Below are 17,445 nucleotides of genomic sequence, written 5' to 3'. Positions count from 1 at the left end.
TTCTTTCCAGAAGTGGAGGAACAGGAGACTTTTTAAACATCCTCTAAGTAGTATTCGATAATCAACATTTTTGAGATAGTTTAAGCAATTTAGATAACATGGTTCAACAACTAGAGTGTTCTTTCCAAAAATCAAAAATTACTCCCTTTGCTGAAAAGTTAGAAAATCCCCTAAGCAAACAAAAAATTTCCACCCTCCAAATCAACTTAGGTAAACGCTGTAACCTTGCCTGTAGCCATTGTCACGTGGATGCTAGTCCGAAACGCACTGAAGAGCTTTCCCCAGAAATTTGTCAGCAATTAATTGCCATTATCCAAAAATTCCCCCAAATAAAAGTGGTTGATCTCACCGGGGGAGCACCGGAAATGCTCCATGGCTTTAGGCCCATTGTGGAAGCGGCCAGAGAGACGGGAAAGGAGGTGATTGTTCGTTCCAACCTAACCATCTACTTTGAAACAGGATTTAGGGATATTCCTGAGTATTGTGCCCGCCATCAAGTCAGAGTTGTCGCTTCTTTACCCTGTTACCTAGAAGATAATGTGGATAAAATGCGGGGTAATGGAGTTTATGAAAAATCTATCCAAGCACTCCAGTGGTTAAATAAACTCGGTTATGGCCAAGAATCAAGCTTAATTCTGGATCTAGTTTATAATCCGCCCTTACCAACTTCAGAAAAGTTTTCCCTTGCTCCTCCCCAGGAAGCCCTTGAGCAGGATTACAAAAAGTTCCTCAAAGAACATTTCGACATTGATTTTAATTATTTGCTAACCATTACCAATTTACCCATTGGTCGGAGTAAATTTCATCTTGAAAAATATCAATTACATCAAAAATATCTGGGCTTCTTAGAACAGAACTTCAATCCAGATACAGTTGATAGTTTAATGTGTCGTAACGAACTATCCATTGATTATCTTGGCAATGTTTATGATTGTGATTTTAACCAAATGGAAAATATTCCCGCAAAATCCACCCTTAACCAAAAATTAACTGTCATGGATTTATTGAAGGCTGATAATTTAGATTTGATCCAAGATGTTAAAACTGCCAATTATTGCTATGGTTGTACCGCTGGAGCCGGGTCTAGCTGTGGAGGAGCTTTAATTTGATCTGATTTTGTCATTATCTATTCACTCTTTTCACATCACTATAATTATGTTGATCCATCTGTTAAAAAAACAGTCTAACCTCCACCACTGGCAAGGTTTTGGACTTTTGGCCATCTGTGCTTTTGCCTTCAGTCACCTGTTGGAGGCATTAGCCATCTCTAGCTTTAGTATTGCAATGGTTTTCTTTGCCAGTCCTGCCCTAGCCCAGGAAAGCAGTGTCGGGGATTTTAATCCCCAAAATTGGTTACTCATTGCCCTGCAATGGATTGATGGTTTAGGTACTGCCGGGGCGATCGCCTTTATTTTGCTTTATGTGGTGGCAACGGTAGCTTTTCTGCCGGGTTCAATTTTAACCTTAGGTGCTGGAGTTGTGTTCGGGGTAGTGCTCGGCTCAGTCTATGTTTTTGTTGGAGCCACCCTGGGAGCAACGGGGGCATTCCTGGTGGGACGATACTTAGCCCGGGGTTGGGTAGCGAAAAAAATTGCCGGCAATCAAAAATTCAAAGCTATTGATGAAGCGGTGGGTAGAGAAGGCCTAAAAATTGTCATTTTAACTAGACTTTCTCCAGTTTTTCCTTTTAATTTATTGAATTACGGTTATGGCATCACCGGCGTTTCCTTAAAGGATTATGTCGTTGGTTCCCTTGGCATGATTCCCGGCACTATTATGTATGTTTACATTGGCTCTTTAGCTGGAAGCTTAGCTACTGTGGGAGCGGAAACGAACCAAGCCAATCCCAATTTGCAATGGGCAATTCGAATTATTGGCTTTATTGCCACCGTCGCTGTTACTTTTTACGTCACTAAAGTTGCCAAAAAAGCTTTAGACGATGCAATTCTAACATCGGAAGTAGTTGAATAAAAAATTGATTACTAGTTATTAATAATAATCATCTAGTTATTTTTTGCTAGTACAGCCAACAATTTTAAATTTTTGCTTTTTTTGAATTGCCAATTTAGTATTCTGATATTTAACTTTAAATATTTTTTATCAAACAATTAATTTTTATGAATAATCCCAATATTTCTATTATTGACATTGTCCCCAGAGATGAATATAACCGGCAATTACTAGCCCATGTTCATCCCCCTGATTGGATCAATCCTTCTCCCAAAGATCAATATGATCTAGTGGTCATTGGGGCAGGCACCGCTGGTTTAGTAGTGGCGGCCGGGGCGGCAGGTTTAGGTCTTGGGCTCAAAGTCGCCCTAATTGAAAAGCATCTGATGGGAGGCGATTGTCTCAATGTTGGTTGCGTTCCGTCTAAAGCTCTCATTAGCTCGGCGAGGGTGGTGGGGGCAATGAATAACGCCGCTAATTTAGGCATTAAAAAACCAGGCAATATTGAAGTTGATTTTCCGGCTGTCATGGCCAGAATGCGCCAAATTAGAGCGGGCATTAGCCATCATGATTCTGCCCAAAGATTTCAGGATTTAGGTATTGATGTCTTTCTTGGGCAAGGGCATTTTCTGCGTAACAATAAAATTGAAGTGGGAGAAGCTATTCTTAACTACAAAAAAGCCGTAATTGCCACGGGAGCTAGGGCGGTTAAACCTAACATTTCTGGCATTGAAGAAGTGGGATTCTTAACCAATGAAACAGTATTTTCTTTAACGGAATGCCCCGATCGCCTGGCGGTTATTGGCGGTGGCCCCATTGGCTGTGAGCTAGCCCAAGCCTTTCAACGATTAGGAGCAAGGGTGACTTTGCTTCATCGAGGTGACCATTTATTAAATAAAGAAGATCCAGAAGCCGCAGAAATTGTTCAACAATCCTTACTTAAAGATGGCGTTCAATTAGTTTTAAATGTCCAGCTAGAACGAGCAGAATTAACAGAAAATGGCAAGGTTTTACACTACAGTAATAACAGTGAATCAGGTTCCGTTATTGTCGATGAAATTCTGGTCGGTGCAGGGCGAGCCCCTAATGTGGAGGGATTAAACTTAGAGGCTGTAGGGGTAAAATTTGATCGCCGAGGAGTGAGAGTCAACGATTATTTGCAAACTACCAACCCGCAAATTTATGCTGCCGGGGATATTTGTATGGACTGGAAATTCACCCATGCCGCCGATGCCGCCGCTCGCATTGTGATTAAAAATACTCTCTTCTCTCCCTTCGGTTTAGGACGCAGTAAATTAAGTAATTTAACCATGCCTTGGGTAACCTACACTGACCCAGAAATTGCCCACGTAGGACTAAATGAAAATACCGCCGATGCTTTTGACATAGGCTATAAAACTATTAAAATTCCCTTCTCTCAAGTTGACCGGGCGATCGCCGCTGGAGAGACGGAGGGCTTTTTAAAAATTATTCATATAGCTAACAGCGATGAAATTTTGGGCGCCACCATTGTCGCTCCCCACGCCGGGGAAATGATCTCGGAAATCACCACGGTGATCGTTAATAAAATTGGTTTGAGCAAATTATCCAGCGTCATTCATCCCTACCCTACCCAAGCAGAAGCAATTAAAAAAGCTGCTGATGTCTACCGTCGTACCCTGCTCACCAATAATACGAAAAATTTATTAAAACTTCTAACTAAGTTTCCCAGCAAATTATTTTAGAAAATATACTCAAAAGCTCTAAAATTATGTTCAATTTAAGATTGGCCACAACAGGTTTCATAACCTAAACTTTCTAAGATTAAATCGCTAACAGCATTGGCCACTGCAAATTCACTAAAAAAACTTTCCCGAAAATCAAAAGCCTGCATTTCGGTCACAATGGCAATTACCAAGGAGCCCAGATCATTTTCCCCTTCTAATCGTTGACGCACAAAAATTTGGGCAGCCCTTTCCGCAATGGTGGCATTAATTCCTTCGGGGATAAATTCTTGGTTAAGCCATTGTTGTAATCCTTGACGTAACCAATCTCCCTCTTGCACAGGGTCTTGGATGGGGGGCAATGTGATGGGGGGGATGGGGTCAACAGCCATAGTTCCAGGGCACTTTGTTTAGAAAATGTTGACAGAATATTGTCCAAAATTAGGCAATTCACGTCCATGGTAGCAGATTGTTACATGGCCAAAAGCAAGCCCAAAAGTTACTAAAACAAGAAGTAACGTTGGGCCATGGGCAGCACTGATGCTGGCTCACAGGTGAGTAATTCTCCGTCGGCTCGCACTTCGTAGGTTTCTGGATCTACTTCAATATGGGGCAAATAATCATTCAGTTTCAGATCCCGTTTGGTTAACTGGCGAATATTTTTCACCGCCACCACCGGCTTGCTCAGCCCTAATTTTTCGCCAACATCTTTTTTCGCTGCCTTCTGGGAAACAAAAGTCACACTCGTAGCGGCGATCGCCCCACCATAACTAGCAAACATCGACTGCATATGCACTGGCTGAGGCGTGGGAATACTAGCATTGGCATCCCCCATTTGGGCGTAGGCAACCATGCCACCTTTAATAACTAATTCTGGTTTAACTCCAAAAAAAGCGGGACTCCAGAGACAGAGATCTGCTAACTTGCCCACTTCCACTGAACCGATCTCCTCGGAAATGCCGTGGGTAATAGCGGGATTGATAGTGTATTTAGCCACATAGCGTTTGGCCCTGAGATTATCATTGTCTCCTCTTTCCCCGGCGAGGGCTCCCCGTTGCACTTTCATTTTGTGGGCCGTTTGCCAAGTGCGACAAATCACTTCCCCTACCCGGCCCATGGCTTGGGAATCGGAAGAAATGATGCTAAAAGCCCCCAGGTCATGGAGAATATCCTCCGCCGCAATGGTTTCTCGACGGATCCGAGACTCGGCAAAAGCCACATCTTCGGGAATATTACGGTGCAGGTGGTGGCACACCATTAACATGTCTAGATGTTCTTCCAGGGTGTTGATGGTGTAGGGTCGGGTGGGATTGGTGGAGGAAGGGAGAACGTTCAATTCTCCGCAAATTTTGATAATGTCCGGTGCGTGGCCTCCCCCGGCTCCTTCGGTGTGATAGGTGTGAATAACTCGATTTTTGAGGGCGGCAATGGTGGTTTCCACAAACCCCGCTTCGTTGAGGGTGTCGGTGTGGATAGCCACCTGAACGTCGTAATCTTCCGCCACGCTCAAACAGTTGTTGATCGCCGCTGGGGTAGTGCCCCAATCCTCATGGAGTTTCAGCCCGATCGCCCCGGCCTTAATCTGTTCTGCCAAGGCTGCCGGTTGACTGCCATTGCCCTTGCCCAAAAAGCCCAGGTTAATGGGAAAACCATCAGCCGCCTGTAACATGCGGTGAATGTTCCAAGCCCCAGGAGTGCAAGTAGTGGCCTTGGTGCCCGCCGCCGGCCCAGTGCCTCCCCCAAGCAGGGTGGTAACCCCCGAAGCTAAAGCCGTTTCAATCTGTTGGGGACAAATAAAATGCACATGGGCATCAATCCCCCCCGCCGTTAAAATCATTCCTTCCCCGGCGATCGCCTCGGTACTGGGGCCAATAATGATAGAAACATTGTCTTGGACATGGGGGTTACCCGCCTTGCCAATGGCACAAATGCGGCCGTTCTTAATGCCCACATCAGCTTTGACAATGCCCCACCAATCCAAAATCAAAGCATTGGTGATCACCACATCCACTGCCCCTTCTGCTCGGCTTAAAGGGGATTGCCCCATGCCATCCCGCACCACCTTACCGCCACCAAATTTGACCTCGTCGCCATAGGTAGTGTAGTCCTGTTCCACTTCGATAAACAATTCCGTATCCGCCAGCCGCACCTTATCCCCCACTGTGGGGCCAAAGGTGTGGGCGTAGCTGTGGCGGTCCATCCGATAACTCATGGTGACTATTTCCTTTGTTAATCAAGTGTTAATCAAGGGGAAGGGATTCGAGCAGTTGCGTCAAACTATAGGGACAGGTCTTCAGACAGAATTTTGCTAGGGGAAATGGGGAATTGCAGTTGAGATTCCATTGCTGAGAAACTAACAGTCCGGAATATTTGGTTCAGTCTAGCCAAAGCCCTTAACTCTTACCAGTGGCAGGGGAATAATCGGCAATAACGGCAATGTATAACAGGTGCAAAAGCAAACCCCCCAGCCAGATGCCGGAAAGGGGCGTCAACCAAGACCAATCGGCCTTGTTCAAGTTATGGACAAACCATAGGCCAGAATTAATCGCTAAAAACACTGCCACATGGACAGCAAAATTCATACGATCGTCTAAACGGCGAAAGGCGGGATCATTACGGTCGGGTTTACGGGGCCAACGGGGAGGCATAGATTACTAATCAGGGTCACAATTAATCACTAGCCCCAATTTTAACGGCAACGGTCTGAAATCCCCGCAGATCGGGACGTAAAATTAAGCAAAATTTCAGCTAAGTTGGATTGCATTAGTCGCCTTTTCTGAATGGGGACCGGGATAAATTATGGCTTGCAGTAAACGTTCAAATAATCGGTAAACCTATGCAATGGTTAGTTTAGATAATCGTTGTGGTAGATAATCGGTCAAAAATCTGGCCATGGCTGAGGCCAGAAGCCGCCGAAAATCTTGTCACCTCTGATTTGCCTAGCAGGGATGTCAATCGCAAAAGCTGATGATATGTTGAAGATCGGCTCTTCAATGGATTCCTATGCCTGCCATCAAAACCCCTGACCTAAAAACTAAACTATTTCGGGGGCTGTCCGACTCTTCCCGCTTAGCCATTCTCCATGTCCTCCGGGCTCGGGCGTTAACGGTGAACGAAATTGTTGAGCGCACTGGCCTGACCCAATCAAATGTTTCTAACCATCTGGCCTGCTTACGCTGTTGTGACCTAGTGATCCGTGAGCAACAGGGGCGTTATATGTATTATCAGCTTGCCAATGACCGCATTGCCCAATTATTGGACTTAGCGGACGAACTGTTGTCTGAAGTGGCCGAAGGGGTGGCCCAATGTCAGCACTACAGTTAACTAATTAAGCAAGCCAGAATTTTGCACTGTTTGCCAAGCGGGCCAAATTTTTCCCTGCATGAATAGGGCGATCGCCTGGAGACCATTGATTTCCGCATTATCCGGGGCCAGGGCCAGAGAGGGTTTTAGGGCTTGTTCGCCTTGGTATCCCTGCCAGTCATAGAGGTAAACAAAGGCTAAATAGGCATGGGCATAGGGATTTTTGGGATCCAGTCTGACTAAGGACTGCAAAGCGGCGATCGCCTGGGGAGGATTTTCCTGTAGCACCCGGGCTAAAACCTGGCCATAGGTCAAACTGAGGGGATCAACGGGGTTCTGGCTGAGGCGATAGGTCCAACTAGCATCCCCTTGACGCAGATAATCGTGGCGGGGATCGTATAAATTAATGCGGTCCACCTGGGCAAAAACCGGTTCTAATCCAGTAATACCCTGCCGTAAATTTTGCGCTAGATGGTACAGTTGGCTGACAAAATCCAATGGTGGTGCAGGCAAAGCCGGGGCATCGGCATCCAAATTCAGGGTAATCTCCGGTAAAGGTAAGGGTTGGGCCGTCATAGTGCTGGGATCTAGCCATTGCCCTTTTAAACGGTAATCCCCCGGAGGTAGATCCGCCTGGGGCGCCATGGCTGTCCTTTCAATTACTTCAACGCCTTGGCCATTGTCGGTAGGAAGCAATTCCCCCAAACCGATGGCATGGTCATGGAACCAAACCTGGTCTGGGTTAGCCGTATTTTCCCAAGTGAGCAAAACAATGCCTTCACTGAGGCGATCGCCGTTGCCTTGCCAATGGTAGGTGATCGGCACAGGTTGACCGGGGGGAGCGCTGGCCGGTAAATCAACTTTGGTCAATTGGGGCAATTCGGTATTAATTTGACTAAGTTTAACTTCTACCTTGGGTTGGCGGCGATGCCAGAGGCTCAACTCATCACCATCGGGCAAAGGCCAGGCTTGCACAGCGGCAAAATCGGCATTCTGGGCAATGGTTTCCCCCAATTCCACTTGTACGGGGTCGGCTAAATAGTTATCTCCGGTTTTGGTCAAGAACCAGTCGAAATTTTGCTGATCCTGTTGAATAATTTCCCCGTTACGACTCAATTCCCGACCATAGGCCCGAAAATCCGCCGCCGCACCATAATAATTGAGCGTATTAGGATTGACCGCCGGGGTGTTGGGAATAACGCCCAAATTAATCCTTTGCGCCGGGGTGGTTTCTATGGCAGTGGTAATGACGTCCATGTTGGGAGCAGGCAAAACGAAATCGGGACGGAATAATACCGATGGGTTTAGGACTTGGACAATGCCATTACTGCCAGGAATGGGAAATAAGTTACCCAGGGTGACCAAAATGGCGATCGCCAACGTGCCCCAACGCACCCATAACCAACGGCCACACCAACGGGTTAGACCGAAGGCGAGAAAAATAGCCACAATAGGCAGATAGGGCAAAATATAGCGGTCATCCTTATTCTGAATAGCAGAACAGATTAAATAGGTGCCACCGTAGTAATATCCCAGCCACAGCAACCCCGGTTTCGCTTCCCGCCAGCTAGGTATCTGCAACGAAGCAGGAAAACGATTGAGCAGGGACAAAATCACCCCCACCAAAGGCGGTATTAACCAGACCCAGGACAGGGCATTGGGTAAATCCTGCCAGTAGTACGTCCAAGCGGCCAGGGTATTAATGGGAGGGTCTCCCTCCAAAGTGGCGGGAATAGCATTGGAATTTTGGGCGGTGCTAAACAGATAAATCCAGTTGGTGCGATACCAGGGATACCAAAGGGGAATGCTTGCTAGTAAACCCACTAGCAATTGGGCGAACCGTTGCCATTGTTTGCTCCCAAGAGTCCACAATCCCAAGCCTACCAGGGGGAAAAAGAGATAGAAAATAATACTTTGTTTGGAGAGCAAACCCAGCCCTAACGCAACTCCAGCGGCGATCGCCCAGAGCCATTGAGCACGGAGACCTTTGGCCTCTTTCCAATAGGTCAGACAGGTAAAGCTCAAGAGGGTAAAAGCCAGGAGCGGACTGTCCAGCAACACAATCAAACGACTATGGATTAAACGGGGAATCAAAACCATGATGGCCACTGCCCACAGGCCAATTTCCCGGCTGAAAAGTTTTTTCCCCAAGCCGTAGACGGAGAGAATTAAAATGCCACTCCAGAGCCAATTACTTAGTAAAGCTAGATCACTCCCTGGGCTACCCAGCCCCTGGAAAGGAGCATTGACTATGTAGGTCAAAGGGGGATATTTGGGGGAAAGCATCCAAAAACTCCGCCACCATTCCCCTCTAAAAAGGTTCGGCGATCGTAGAGCTTGCAAATATTCCAGGCCGTAGGATAGGTGATTACTCTGGTCCCAGGCCGGCACCGTCTGGTCTATGGCCAACCAGAGGCGATCGAGTCCGTTGCTGCCAAGCCACACCATGGCCAATAGCAGAGGCACTACCCAGGATTTAGATAAAATTTGCTTAACCATAGCAGGGGTTAGACGTAAGATGGATAGCAGCAGCCCATCGTTATGATTGGGCAGAGAGTCTTCCTGGCCTGACCCAAATGGTTAGGGTTAGGGGGGCTTCCCATTCAGCATTAATCATTTTGGTAATTCTATGAATGCAAACCTTGCCCAACTCCACCAGGCCCTGGAAAATCGTACCGCCTTAAAGGTAATTAGCGGTTTAAATAACTTCGATAGTGCTAATGTTTTAGCCGTGGGCCAGGCCGCCCAGGCTGGGGGAGCTACTTTTGTGGACATTGCCGCCGATCACCAATTGATCCAACAGGTACGCCACGCCATTGATTTGCCCATCTGTGTGTCAGCGGTGGAAGCAGAATTGTTAGCAGCAGCAGTGGCCGCCGGGGCTGACTTGGTAGAAATTGGTAACTTTGACAGTTTTTACGCCCAAGGTCGCCGTTTTGAAGGGCCAGAGGTGTTAGCCCTCACCAAGGCTACCCGTCAACTATTGCCTCATACTTTGCTCTCTGTCACCGTACCCCACATCTTAGCCTTAGATGAACAGGTACAGTTGGCTGAAGCCTTAGTGGCCGCCGGAGCCGACATTATTCAAACCGAAGGTGGCACCAGTGCCGAACCCCATCACCCCGGAGTTTTAGGGCTGATTGAAAAAGCCGCCCCCACTTTGGCCGCCGCCCATGCCATCAGTCGAGCTGTCACTGTGCCCGTACTATGTGCCTCTGGCCTGTCCGATGTGACCGTTCCCATGGCGATCGCCGCTGGAGCCAGTGGAGTAGGGGTTGGTTCCGCCATTAACCAATTGAACGACCAAGTGGCCATGGTGGCCGCAGTCCGTCGCTTGGCCGATGCCTTAGTGTCCCAACCTGTCCGGGTTGCTTAGTCAAGTCATCAGTTTAACTTCGGCTAAATGACTCAAAAGCCCCTTGAATCTCTAGTAAAGTCCCCCAGTATTGCGGTCGCTTTAGTGAGGAGATTTAGGGGGTAAATTGAAACTCTGAAAAGAAAAACTGAGGGAAACGTTGGAATAACCATTGACTCCCCTCAGCAAGTTCGTCGCAACATCTCTTGCCTAGCTAACCCCAGGAGCTACGGGTGATTCAACTTTGAACAGGGACGCCATAATGTCCGCCGCCATCTGGGCCGGGGTCAGGCCAAGACCCACTGTGGATTGCTCCGGAGTGGCATGGTCAACGAGTATGTCGGGTACCCCTAGGCGTTTCAAGGGCACTAGTATATTGTTGTCCATCAGAGCCTCCGCCACCGCTGAACCAAAGCCCCCCATCAAACAGCCTTCTTCCATAGTTACCACTTTACCAATGCGCTGGGCCAAGGGCAAAATCATTTCCGTATCCAAGGGTTTCACAAAGCGGGCATTAACCACCGTCGCTTCGATGCCATGTTCGTGGAGCAATTCCGCCGTTTGTAAAGCCGGATAGACCATGGAGCCGTAGCCCAACAGAAGCACATCATCGCCGGAACGGAGAAGCTCGGCCTTACCGATTTCCAACGGTTCCCAACCTTCCTCCATCAGGGGCACTCCAATGCCATTACCCCGGGGATAACGCATGGCGATCGCCCCATCGGTGTAGTTAACCCCCGTGACCAACATTTGTTGTAGCTCTGCTTCATCCTTGGGCGCCATGATCGCCAAATTGGGGATGCAGCGGAGATAGGCAATGTCATACATCCCTTGGTGGGTAGGGCCATCCGCCCCCACAATGCCCGCCCGGTCTAGGCAGAAAAACACCGGTAATTTCTGAATGCAAACATCGTGGATAATCTGGTCGTAACCCCGTTGCAAAAAGGTGGAATAGATAGCCACCACCGGACGCATGCCCTCGCAGGCCATGCCCGCCGCCAAGGTAACAGCATGTTGTTCCGCAATGCCTACATCCACATACTGTTTGGGTAGCTTGGCCTGGAGTTTATCCAGCCCTGTCCCCGTCGCCATAGCCGCTGTAATACCCATAATTTTGGGGTTATCTTTAGCCAAGGTGGTTAACGTATGGGCAAAAACCTTGGAGTAACTGGGGGGCTTGGGCTTACTGGAAGGATAGGCCTTACCGGTGGAGAGATTAAAGGGACTTTGGGCGTGGTAACCCACCTGATCCTTCTCTGCTAGATCGTAACCCTTACCCTTGGTGGTGGAAACATGGACAAATACCGGGCCAGGAACCTTTTCGGCCTGCTTAAATGTATCGATTAATTCCTGCAAGTTGTGACCATCAATGGGGCCAAAATATTTGAAGCCCAACTCTTCAATCACCGCCCCCACCTTGGGCACCACTAGCCGCTTCATCCCCTCCTTAACCCGTTCCATTTCTGGGGTGAGGGAATCGCCTAGGAAAGGTAAATGCTTAATTTGTTCCTCCAGATTGTCCGTCAAAAATTGCATCGGACTGCTAAGGCGCACCTTGTTTAAGTAACGGGAAATGGCTCCCACATTGGGGGAAATGGACATTTCGTTATCGTTGAGCACCACCATCAACCTGGTATGGGGTAAATGCCCCGCATGGTTAATTGCTTCCAGGGCCATGCCCCCGGTTAAAGCACCGTCGCCAATGATGGAAACTACTTTAAAGTCTTCCCCTTTGGCATCCCGAGCTAAGGCCATGCCCAAACCAGCGGAAATGCTAGTGGAAGCGTGCCCAGCCCCAAAATGGTCAAACTTACTTTCAGAACGTTTGAGGTAACCAGCTACCCCTTCCTTCTGTCGCAGGGTGTGGAAATCGTGGTAGCGTCCTGTCAACATTTTGTGGGGATAGGCTTGGTGCCCCACATCCCAAATCACCCGGTCTTTGTCCAAATCCAGAGTGGAGTAAAGCGCCACTGTCAGTTCCACCACTCCCAACCCTGGCCCCAGATGACCACCGCTGGTGGCCACAGTTTGCAAATGCTTTTCTCGGATCTGCCGGGAGACTTCCTCCAGCTCACGGATAGATAAACCCTTTAACTGGTTGGGGTGGGTCAGTTCGCTGATGTGCATGGTGGATTGGGACTAACTATGGCTAGATTGTGGAACTTTTTTCAGACTTCTCACACTTTAACCCATTGGGTGAAGGGAAGTTAGGAGGGAAAACTCCGGTCATGGCCTGGACAAAATATCCAATGAATCAATCATCAATCCACATTGACAAGGCTGGGGAAAAGGGTAGCGAAGATGTCATAATTTTTAACAAAGATTACTAAAGATTTCCCCCCAGTTCCCTGCGGTAGTAGCCATGAGTGAGCGTCCCCCCGAAAAGACCCTGGCGGAGTTGGCATCCCCAAACCATGAATGCCGGGCCTGCGGCTATGTTTACATTCCCAGCCAAGGGGATCAAAAGACCAATATCTCCCCCGGTACTCCCTTTGAGGCCTTACCCCTTAATTGGAAATGTCCAGTGTGTGGTGCTCCCCGTAACTACTTCATGAGCACGGGGGAAACCGATGCTCCCTCTGGTTTTGCCGAGAACCTTAACTACGGTTTTGGTTTTAACCGTATGAGTAGTGGCAAAAAGAATTTGCTGATTTTTGGTAGTCTTTTTGTCATTTTCCTATTTTTCCTGAGCCTTTACGGCATGGGATAAGGCTTAAATTTTCCCTCTGAGCCCTTGCTGTACTCCTTGATTATCTTTGTTCACAATGCCGTTTAAATTCCCCAGTTTGAAGTTTGAGCAACTAAAGCAACTTGTCCTAGTGGCAGTCATTGCTGTTTTCTGCGTTAGCTGTAGCCATGTGCCGGACTTAGGTTTTAATCCTTGGCAGGAGATTGTCTTGGAAACAGATTCCACCTTTGCAGACATTGCTTTCACCGAAGACCAAAGCCACGGCTGGCTCGTGGGTACGAAGGAAACCATTTTTGAAACCACCGATGGCGGCGACACCTGGGAACAGAAGTTGATCGACCTAGGGGAAGAAAAGGCTAGTTTTTCCGCCGTTAGTTTCTCCGGTGACGAGGGGTGGATCACGGGTAAACCATCCATTCTGCTCCACACCACCGATGGTGGTCAAACCTGGGCCCGCATTCCCCTGAGCGAAAAATTGCCCGGCGCTCCCTACAGCATTATTGCCCTGGGACCCCAAACGGCGGAAATGATTACGGATTTGGGGGCCATCTATAAAACTACCAATGGGGGCAAAAACTGGAAAGCTTTGGTGGAGGGGGCCGTAGGAGTAGCTCGCACCATTCAACGATCGCCTGATGGCCGTTATGTGGCAGTGTCGGCCCGGGGTAATTTTTATTCCACCTGGGTTCCGGGGCAAACGGAATGGACTCCCCATAATCGGAATTCTTCCCGACGCTTGCAGACCATGGGCTATGGCAAAGACGGTCAACTATGGCTGTTGGCCCGGGGGGGACAACTCCAGTTCAGCACCGATCCCGATGCGGAGGAATGGAGTGATGTGATTGCACCCCAGGATAAGGGTAGTTGGGGCCTACTCGACCTGTCCTTCCGTACCCCTGAAGAAGTGTGGGTGGCGGGGGCCAGCGGTAACCTGTTGATGAGTCAGGACGGCGGACAAACCTGGGCTAAGGATACTGGGGTGGAGGATATTCCCGCCAATCTTTATCGGGTGGTGTTCCTCAGTCCGGAAAAAGGATTTGTGCTGGGACAAGACGGGATTTTGCTCAAATATAACCCCACCGCCGAGGTGGCCATGGTTCCCTAGGCGGCTCACAAATAGTAGACTAGACTCTAATTGCTTTGCATTTGTCAGTCAATGTTGTTTTGAAAAATTGAAGGAGAACACAAAATGTCAGGGACTACCGGCGAGCGTCCATTTTCCGATATTGTCACCAGCATTCGCTACTGGGTGATCCACAGCATCACTATTCCGATGTTGTTCATTGCTGGTTGGTTGTTTGTCAGCACGGGCTTAGCCTACGATGCTTTCGGCACTCCCCGCCCCGATGAGTATTTCACCCAGACCCGTCAAGAGTTGCCCATTCTCCAGGAACGCTACGACATTAATCAGGAAATTCAAGAGTTTAATCAATAAAACATTTAATTGTTCTTTTTTAGTTGGTAATTAACAATGGCAACCCAAAATCCTAATCAACCGGTTACTTATCCCATTTTTACGGTGCGCTGGCTGGCGGTTCACACCCTGGCGGTGCCCTCTGTCTTCTTTGTCGGGGCGATCGCCGCGATGCAATTTATTCAACGCTAGGAGTTTTCCATGGACAGAAATTCAAACCCAAACCGCCAACCGGTGGAATTGAATCGTACTTCTTTATACCTGGGTCTATTGTTGGTGGCTGTGTTGGGGATTTTATTCTCCAGCTATTTCTTTAACTAAACTTTTTTAATACGCAATTTAGGAGGCATGGTATGTTCGCAGAAGGCAGAATCCCTTTGTGGGTGGTGGGTGTAGTGGCTGGCATTGGAGCCATTGGTGTCCTAGGTTTATTTTTCTACGGAGCCTATGCTGGTTTAGGTTCTTCCATGTAATCGAGGGCTAGCCGCCACACAATATCATGGTTTTAAGGTGGGCTTGGCCCACTTTTTTTATGGCAGTTTTTAAGGATTTTTTGAACCAGTTATACCAATTCATTAAATTCCAGCAATAGATCAAGATCCATCCCCCCCAACCCTCTTGAGAAGGGGGAAAACCGACAGGCGAGGGAATTAAGAATATTTATTTACCATTTTAAGATTTAGTATTATCCTAAATTTTTATATTTTTAAAGATTACTCAAATCATTAAAATCATCTCCAGAAACGGCAAAAAATGGCAATGCAACCCCAAACTTTGGTAATTAAAATTGGTACTTCTAGCCTAGCTCGCCCGGAAACTGGGCAGTTGGCCCTGTCCACCATTGCCGCTTTGGTGGAAACTTTGTGCAAGTTAATCAACCAGGGTCACCGGGTGGTGCTAGTCTCCTCCGGGGCAGTGGGGGTGGGATGTAGTCGTTTGGGTTTGACGGAAAGACCGAAAAAAATGGCCTTTAAACAGGCGATCGCCGCGGTGGGCCAGGGCAGATTAATGCGGACCTATGACGACTTTTTTAGTAGTCTTCAGCAACCCATTGCCCAAATTTTGCTCACCAGGAGAGAATTAATTGAGCGCACCGCCTATGTCAACGTCTACAACACTTTCCAAGCTCTGTTTGAGTTGGGGGTAATCGCCATTGTCAATGAAAACGACACAGTGGCGATCGATGAACTGAAATTTGGCGACAATGATACCCTATCGGCTTTAGTGGCCAGCTTGGTGGAGGCGGATTGGTTATTTTTGCTCACTGACGTTGACCGCCTTTATTCCAGCGATCCCCGTTTAGATCCCCAAGCCTATCCTATTGCCCTGGTCAAGGCCACGGAATTGGCCCAACTACAAGTCCGCACCGATAGCACCGGTTCTGCCTGGGGGACCGGCGGCATGGCCACCAAAATTACCGCCGCCCGCATTGCTACGGGGTCCGGGGTCCGCACCGTCATCACCCATGGCCAAAAGCCTGAGCAAATTCTAGCCATCCTCCAGGGAGCCGACTTAGGTACTCAGTTTGAAGCCCAACCCCGCTCCGACAATGCCCGTAAACGTTGGATAGCTTATGGTTTAGTGCCCACCGGAAAAATTGTTATTGACGCTGGGGCAGTGCAAGCTCTTAAAAACAGGGGCAAGTCGCTGTTGGCGATCGGGGTCATTGCCATGGAAGGGGAATTCAGTGCCACCGATGCCGTTGTGATTTGTGATCCCCAGGGGCAAGAACTTGGAAGGGGGTTGGTTAATTACAATTGCAACGAGCTAGAAAAAATCAAAGGACTCCACTCCGAGGCGATCGCCACAGTGTTAGGTTACGTAGGGCCAGATACGGTAGTCCATCGGGATAATTTGGTATTGCAAGAAAATTAAAAGAGTATGAAAACAGATAAATGGTTTTACGAATTATTTTTGTCCTAACCTGGCATGCTGGCGGAATTGATCCCCGGCCTCGAAGAAAGTTGGGAGTTTGCCTATAGTGCGCCGGTGATTAAGGAAAGGGAATTTCGTCTCGATGGATTGTTTAAACCTTTGTCTGATAATCCCCAAATACCGTTGGTGTTTGCAGAAGCCCAAATGCAAACTGATAGGAATTTCTACGGGCGGTATTTTGCCGAGGTGTTTCTCTATTTGGAGCAGTATCAAGTACAAAACACTTGGCGGGGCCTGTTAATTTTGCAAAATTGCGAACAGGATCTTGGCCCACCATTGCCCTATGAAGATTTGCTAGAGGGACGGATAACGAGATTGTATCTTAGTGATTTGCAAAACCAGCAGGGGTTGGGCGCAAATTTGGCTCTGTTGCAGTTGCTAGTGCTGGATCGACAGGCAAGTGCGGCGGTTGGTAAAAGAATTTTGCATGAAGCAGAGACGGACGCTGAATTTCAACGTCGACTAACTTTAATCGAAGCTATACTGGCCAATAAATTTCCCGATTTGACGAAGGAAGTCATCATGCAAATATTAGACTTGAAGAAAATAGATATTACCCAGTCCCGCTTTTATCAAGAAATTATCCAAGAAAGACTCCAAGAAGGTCTTCAAAAGGGTCGTCGAAATCAACCCTCGATCTTAGTGCTGCGTCTATTAAAACGTCGCTTAGGTGAATTATCCGCAGTTCAGGTAGAAAAAATTCAGGGATTATCGATCGCCGAATTAGAAGATTTGGGGAAGCGTTGTTGGATTTTACCGAGATGGTAGATTTGGAAGTTTATTTGGGCAAACTAGAATTATAGTCAAAAATCTAGGAAAGCGAGCGAAGACACTAAGTTATTAAAATCCCGATGGGCTGAACATTGAGGGCGTTGGGCTGTGGAAGATAAAGTTTTGTAAATCAAAAAAGAGTATCTGGCTTTAACCTTTGCTAAGCAATTAGACTTGAGGAAGAATATAATTCAGATATGGAAATTTTTCGGTCTAAAAATTGATTTTTTTAGGAGTGTGACTTGAAAACCCATCATCAGCCCCAGCTAACCTGAAGAATATTGTGAATTACTCCCCAAAGAGCCTCAAAAAGAACCGTATTTCA

The 17,445-nt window shown here is 47.8% G+C and carries 18 protein-coding genes; 13 read left to right on the top strand and 5 right to left on the bottom strand.

Annotation, left to right across the window (positions count from 1 at the left end; translation table 11 throughout):
• Positions 1-98 precede the first annotated feature (98 nt).
• From arsS to IQE94_RS15305, 3 genes are all read left to right on the top strand, one after another.
• Positions 99-1,109: an arsenosugar biosynthesis radical SAM (seleno)protein ArsS gene (arsS, locus tag IQE94_RS15315; protein WP_223342257.1), complete on the top strand. Its 1,011-nt coding sequence runs from the start codon at positions 99-101 to the stop codon at positions 1,107-1,109.
• Between the two features lie 175 nt (positions 1,110-1,284).
• Positions 1,285-1,971 carry a TVP38/TMEM64 family protein gene (locus IQE94_RS15310; protein WP_212722006.1) on the top strand — a complete coding sequence of 229 codons (687 nt, stop codon included), beginning with the start codon at positions 1,285-1,287 and terminating at the stop codon, positions 1,969-1,971.
• A gap of 146 nt (positions 1,972-2,117) precedes the next feature.
• Positions 2,118-3,674, top strand: a complete 1,557-nt coding sequence (locus IQE94_RS15305; protein ID WP_223342256.1) for a mercuric reductase — start codon at positions 2,118-2,120, stop codon at positions 3,672-3,674.
• A 35-nt stretch (positions 3,675-3,709) separates the two neighbouring features.
• Here IQE94_RS15305 and IQE94_RS15300 read toward each other — a convergent pair whose 3' ends face one another.
• The 3 genes from IQE94_RS15300 to IQE94_RS15290 all read right to left on the bottom strand — a co-directional run bounded on the left by IQE94_RS15300 (position 3,710) and on the right by IQE94_RS15290 (position 6,301).
• The gene (locus IQE94_RS15300; RefSeq protein ID WP_190598678.1) at positions 3,710-4,045 is read right to left on the bottom strand and encodes a hypothetical protein; all 336 of its coding nucleotides are present in this window, start codon (positions 4,043-4,045) and stop codon (positions 3,710-3,712) included.
• 110 nt (positions 4,046-4,155) lie between these two features.
• The gene (ureC, locus tag IQE94_RS15295; protein ID WP_212720459.1) at positions 4,156-5,865 is read right to left on the bottom strand and encodes an urease subunit alpha; all 1,710 of its coding nucleotides are present in this window, start codon (positions 5,863-5,865) and stop codon (positions 4,156-4,158) included.
• Between the two features lie 181 nt (positions 5,866-6,046).
• The gene (locus tag IQE94_RS15290) at positions 6,047-6,301 is read right to left on the bottom strand and encodes a 2TM domain-containing protein (protein WP_010871713.1); all 255 of its coding nucleotides are present in this window, start codon (positions 6,299-6,301) and stop codon (positions 6,047-6,049) included.
• Positions 6,302-6,656: 355 nt separating this feature from the next.
• Here IQE94_RS15290 and IQE94_RS15285 point away from each other — a divergent pair, with 355 nt between their 5' ends.
• The gene (locus tag IQE94_RS15285) at positions 6,657-6,977 is read left to right on the top strand and encodes a helix-turn-helix transcriptional regulator (protein WP_194015567.1); all 321 of its coding nucleotides are present in this window, start codon (positions 6,657-6,659) and stop codon (positions 6,975-6,977) included.
• On the opposite strand, the gene IQE94_RS15280 is transcribed toward IQE94_RS15285, so the two are convergent.
• On the bottom strand, positions 6,978-9,455 hold the full coding sequence (locus IQE94_RS15280; protein ID WP_223342255.1) for a phospholipid carrier-dependent glycosyltransferase: 2,478 nt from the start codon (positions 9,453-9,455) through the stop codon (positions 6,978-6,980).
• A 130-nt stretch (positions 9,456-9,585) separates the two neighbouring features.
• Here IQE94_RS15280 and IQE94_RS15275 point away from each other — a divergent pair, with 130 nt between their 5' ends.
• Complete coding sequence (locus IQE94_RS15275; RefSeq protein ID WP_223342254.1) at positions 9,586-10,332, top strand: DUF561 domain-containing protein; 747 nt, start codon at positions 9,586-9,588, stop codon at positions 10,330-10,332.
• A gap of 189 nt (positions 10,333-10,521) precedes the next feature.
• Here IQE94_RS15275 and dxs read toward each other — a convergent pair whose 3' ends face one another.
• A complete protein-coding gene (dxs, locus tag IQE94_RS15270) occupies positions 10,522-12,438 on the bottom strand; it encodes a 1-deoxy-D-xylulose-5-phosphate synthase (protein WP_223342253.1) in 1,917 nt (638 codons plus the stop codon).
• Between the two features lie 235 nt (positions 12,439-12,673).
• On the opposite strand from dxs, the gene IQE94_RS15265 reads away from it, so the two are divergent.
• From IQE94_RS15265 to IQE94_RS15230, 8 genes are all read left to right on the top strand, one after another.
• A complete protein-coding gene (locus IQE94_RS15265; RefSeq protein WP_028947675.1) occupies positions 12,674-13,021 on the top strand; it encodes a rubredoxin in 348 nt (115 codons plus the stop codon).
• A 55-nt stretch (positions 13,022-13,076) separates the two neighbouring features.
• Complete coding sequence (locus tag IQE94_RS15260) at positions 13,077-14,105, top strand: photosynthesis system II assembly factor Ycf48 (protein WP_212720482.1); 1,029 nt, start codon at positions 13,077-13,079, stop codon at positions 14,103-14,105.
• An 84-nt stretch (positions 14,106-14,189) separates the two neighbouring features.
• Positions 14,190-14,435 (top strand): cytochrome b559 subunit alpha, encoded by a 246-nt coding sequence (gene psbE / locus IQE94_RS15255; RefSeq protein WP_010871721.1) that lies wholly within the window; start codon positions 14,190-14,192, stop codon positions 14,433-14,435.
• 36 nt (positions 14,436-14,471) lie between these two features.
• Entirely contained in the window at positions 14,472-14,606 is a 135-nt protein-coding gene (gene psbF, locus IQE94_RS15250; protein WP_010871722.1) for a cytochrome b559 subunit beta, read from the top strand.
• A gap of 9 nt (positions 14,607-14,615) precedes the next feature.
• On the top strand, positions 14,616-14,735 hold the full coding sequence (locus IQE94_RS15245) for a photosystem II reaction center protein L (protein WP_010871723.1): 120 nt from the start codon (positions 14,616-14,618) through the stop codon (positions 14,733-14,735).
• 32 nt (positions 14,736-14,767) lie between these two features.
• Positions 14,768-14,887 carry a photosystem II reaction center protein J gene (locus IQE94_RS15240; RefSeq protein WP_010871724.1) on the top strand — a complete coding sequence of 40 codons (120 nt, stop codon included), beginning with the start codon at positions 14,768-14,770 and terminating at the stop codon, positions 14,885-14,887.
• Between the two features lie 280 nt (positions 14,888-15,167).
• Complete coding sequence (proB, locus tag IQE94_RS15235; RefSeq protein ID WP_212720484.1) at positions 15,168-16,289, top strand: glutamate 5-kinase; 1,122 nt, start codon at positions 15,168-15,170, stop codon at positions 16,287-16,289.
• 54 nt (positions 16,290-16,343) lie between these two features.
• Positions 16,344-17,117, top strand: coding sequence for an Rpn family recombination-promoting nuclease/putative transposase (locus IQE94_RS15230; RefSeq protein WP_223342252.1), 774 nt, complete (start codon positions 16,344-16,346; stop codon positions 17,115-17,117).
• Positions 17,118-17,445 lie beyond the last annotated feature (328 nt).

The sequence above is a fragment of the Synechocystis sp. PCC 7339 genome (assembly GCF_019924095.1).
GTDB lineage: Bacteria > Cyanobacteriota > Cyanobacteriia > Cyanobacteriales > Microcystaceae > Synechocystis.
Note: the sequence above shows the minus strand (reverse complement) of the source record. Positions and strands in the feature narration are given on the sequence as shown.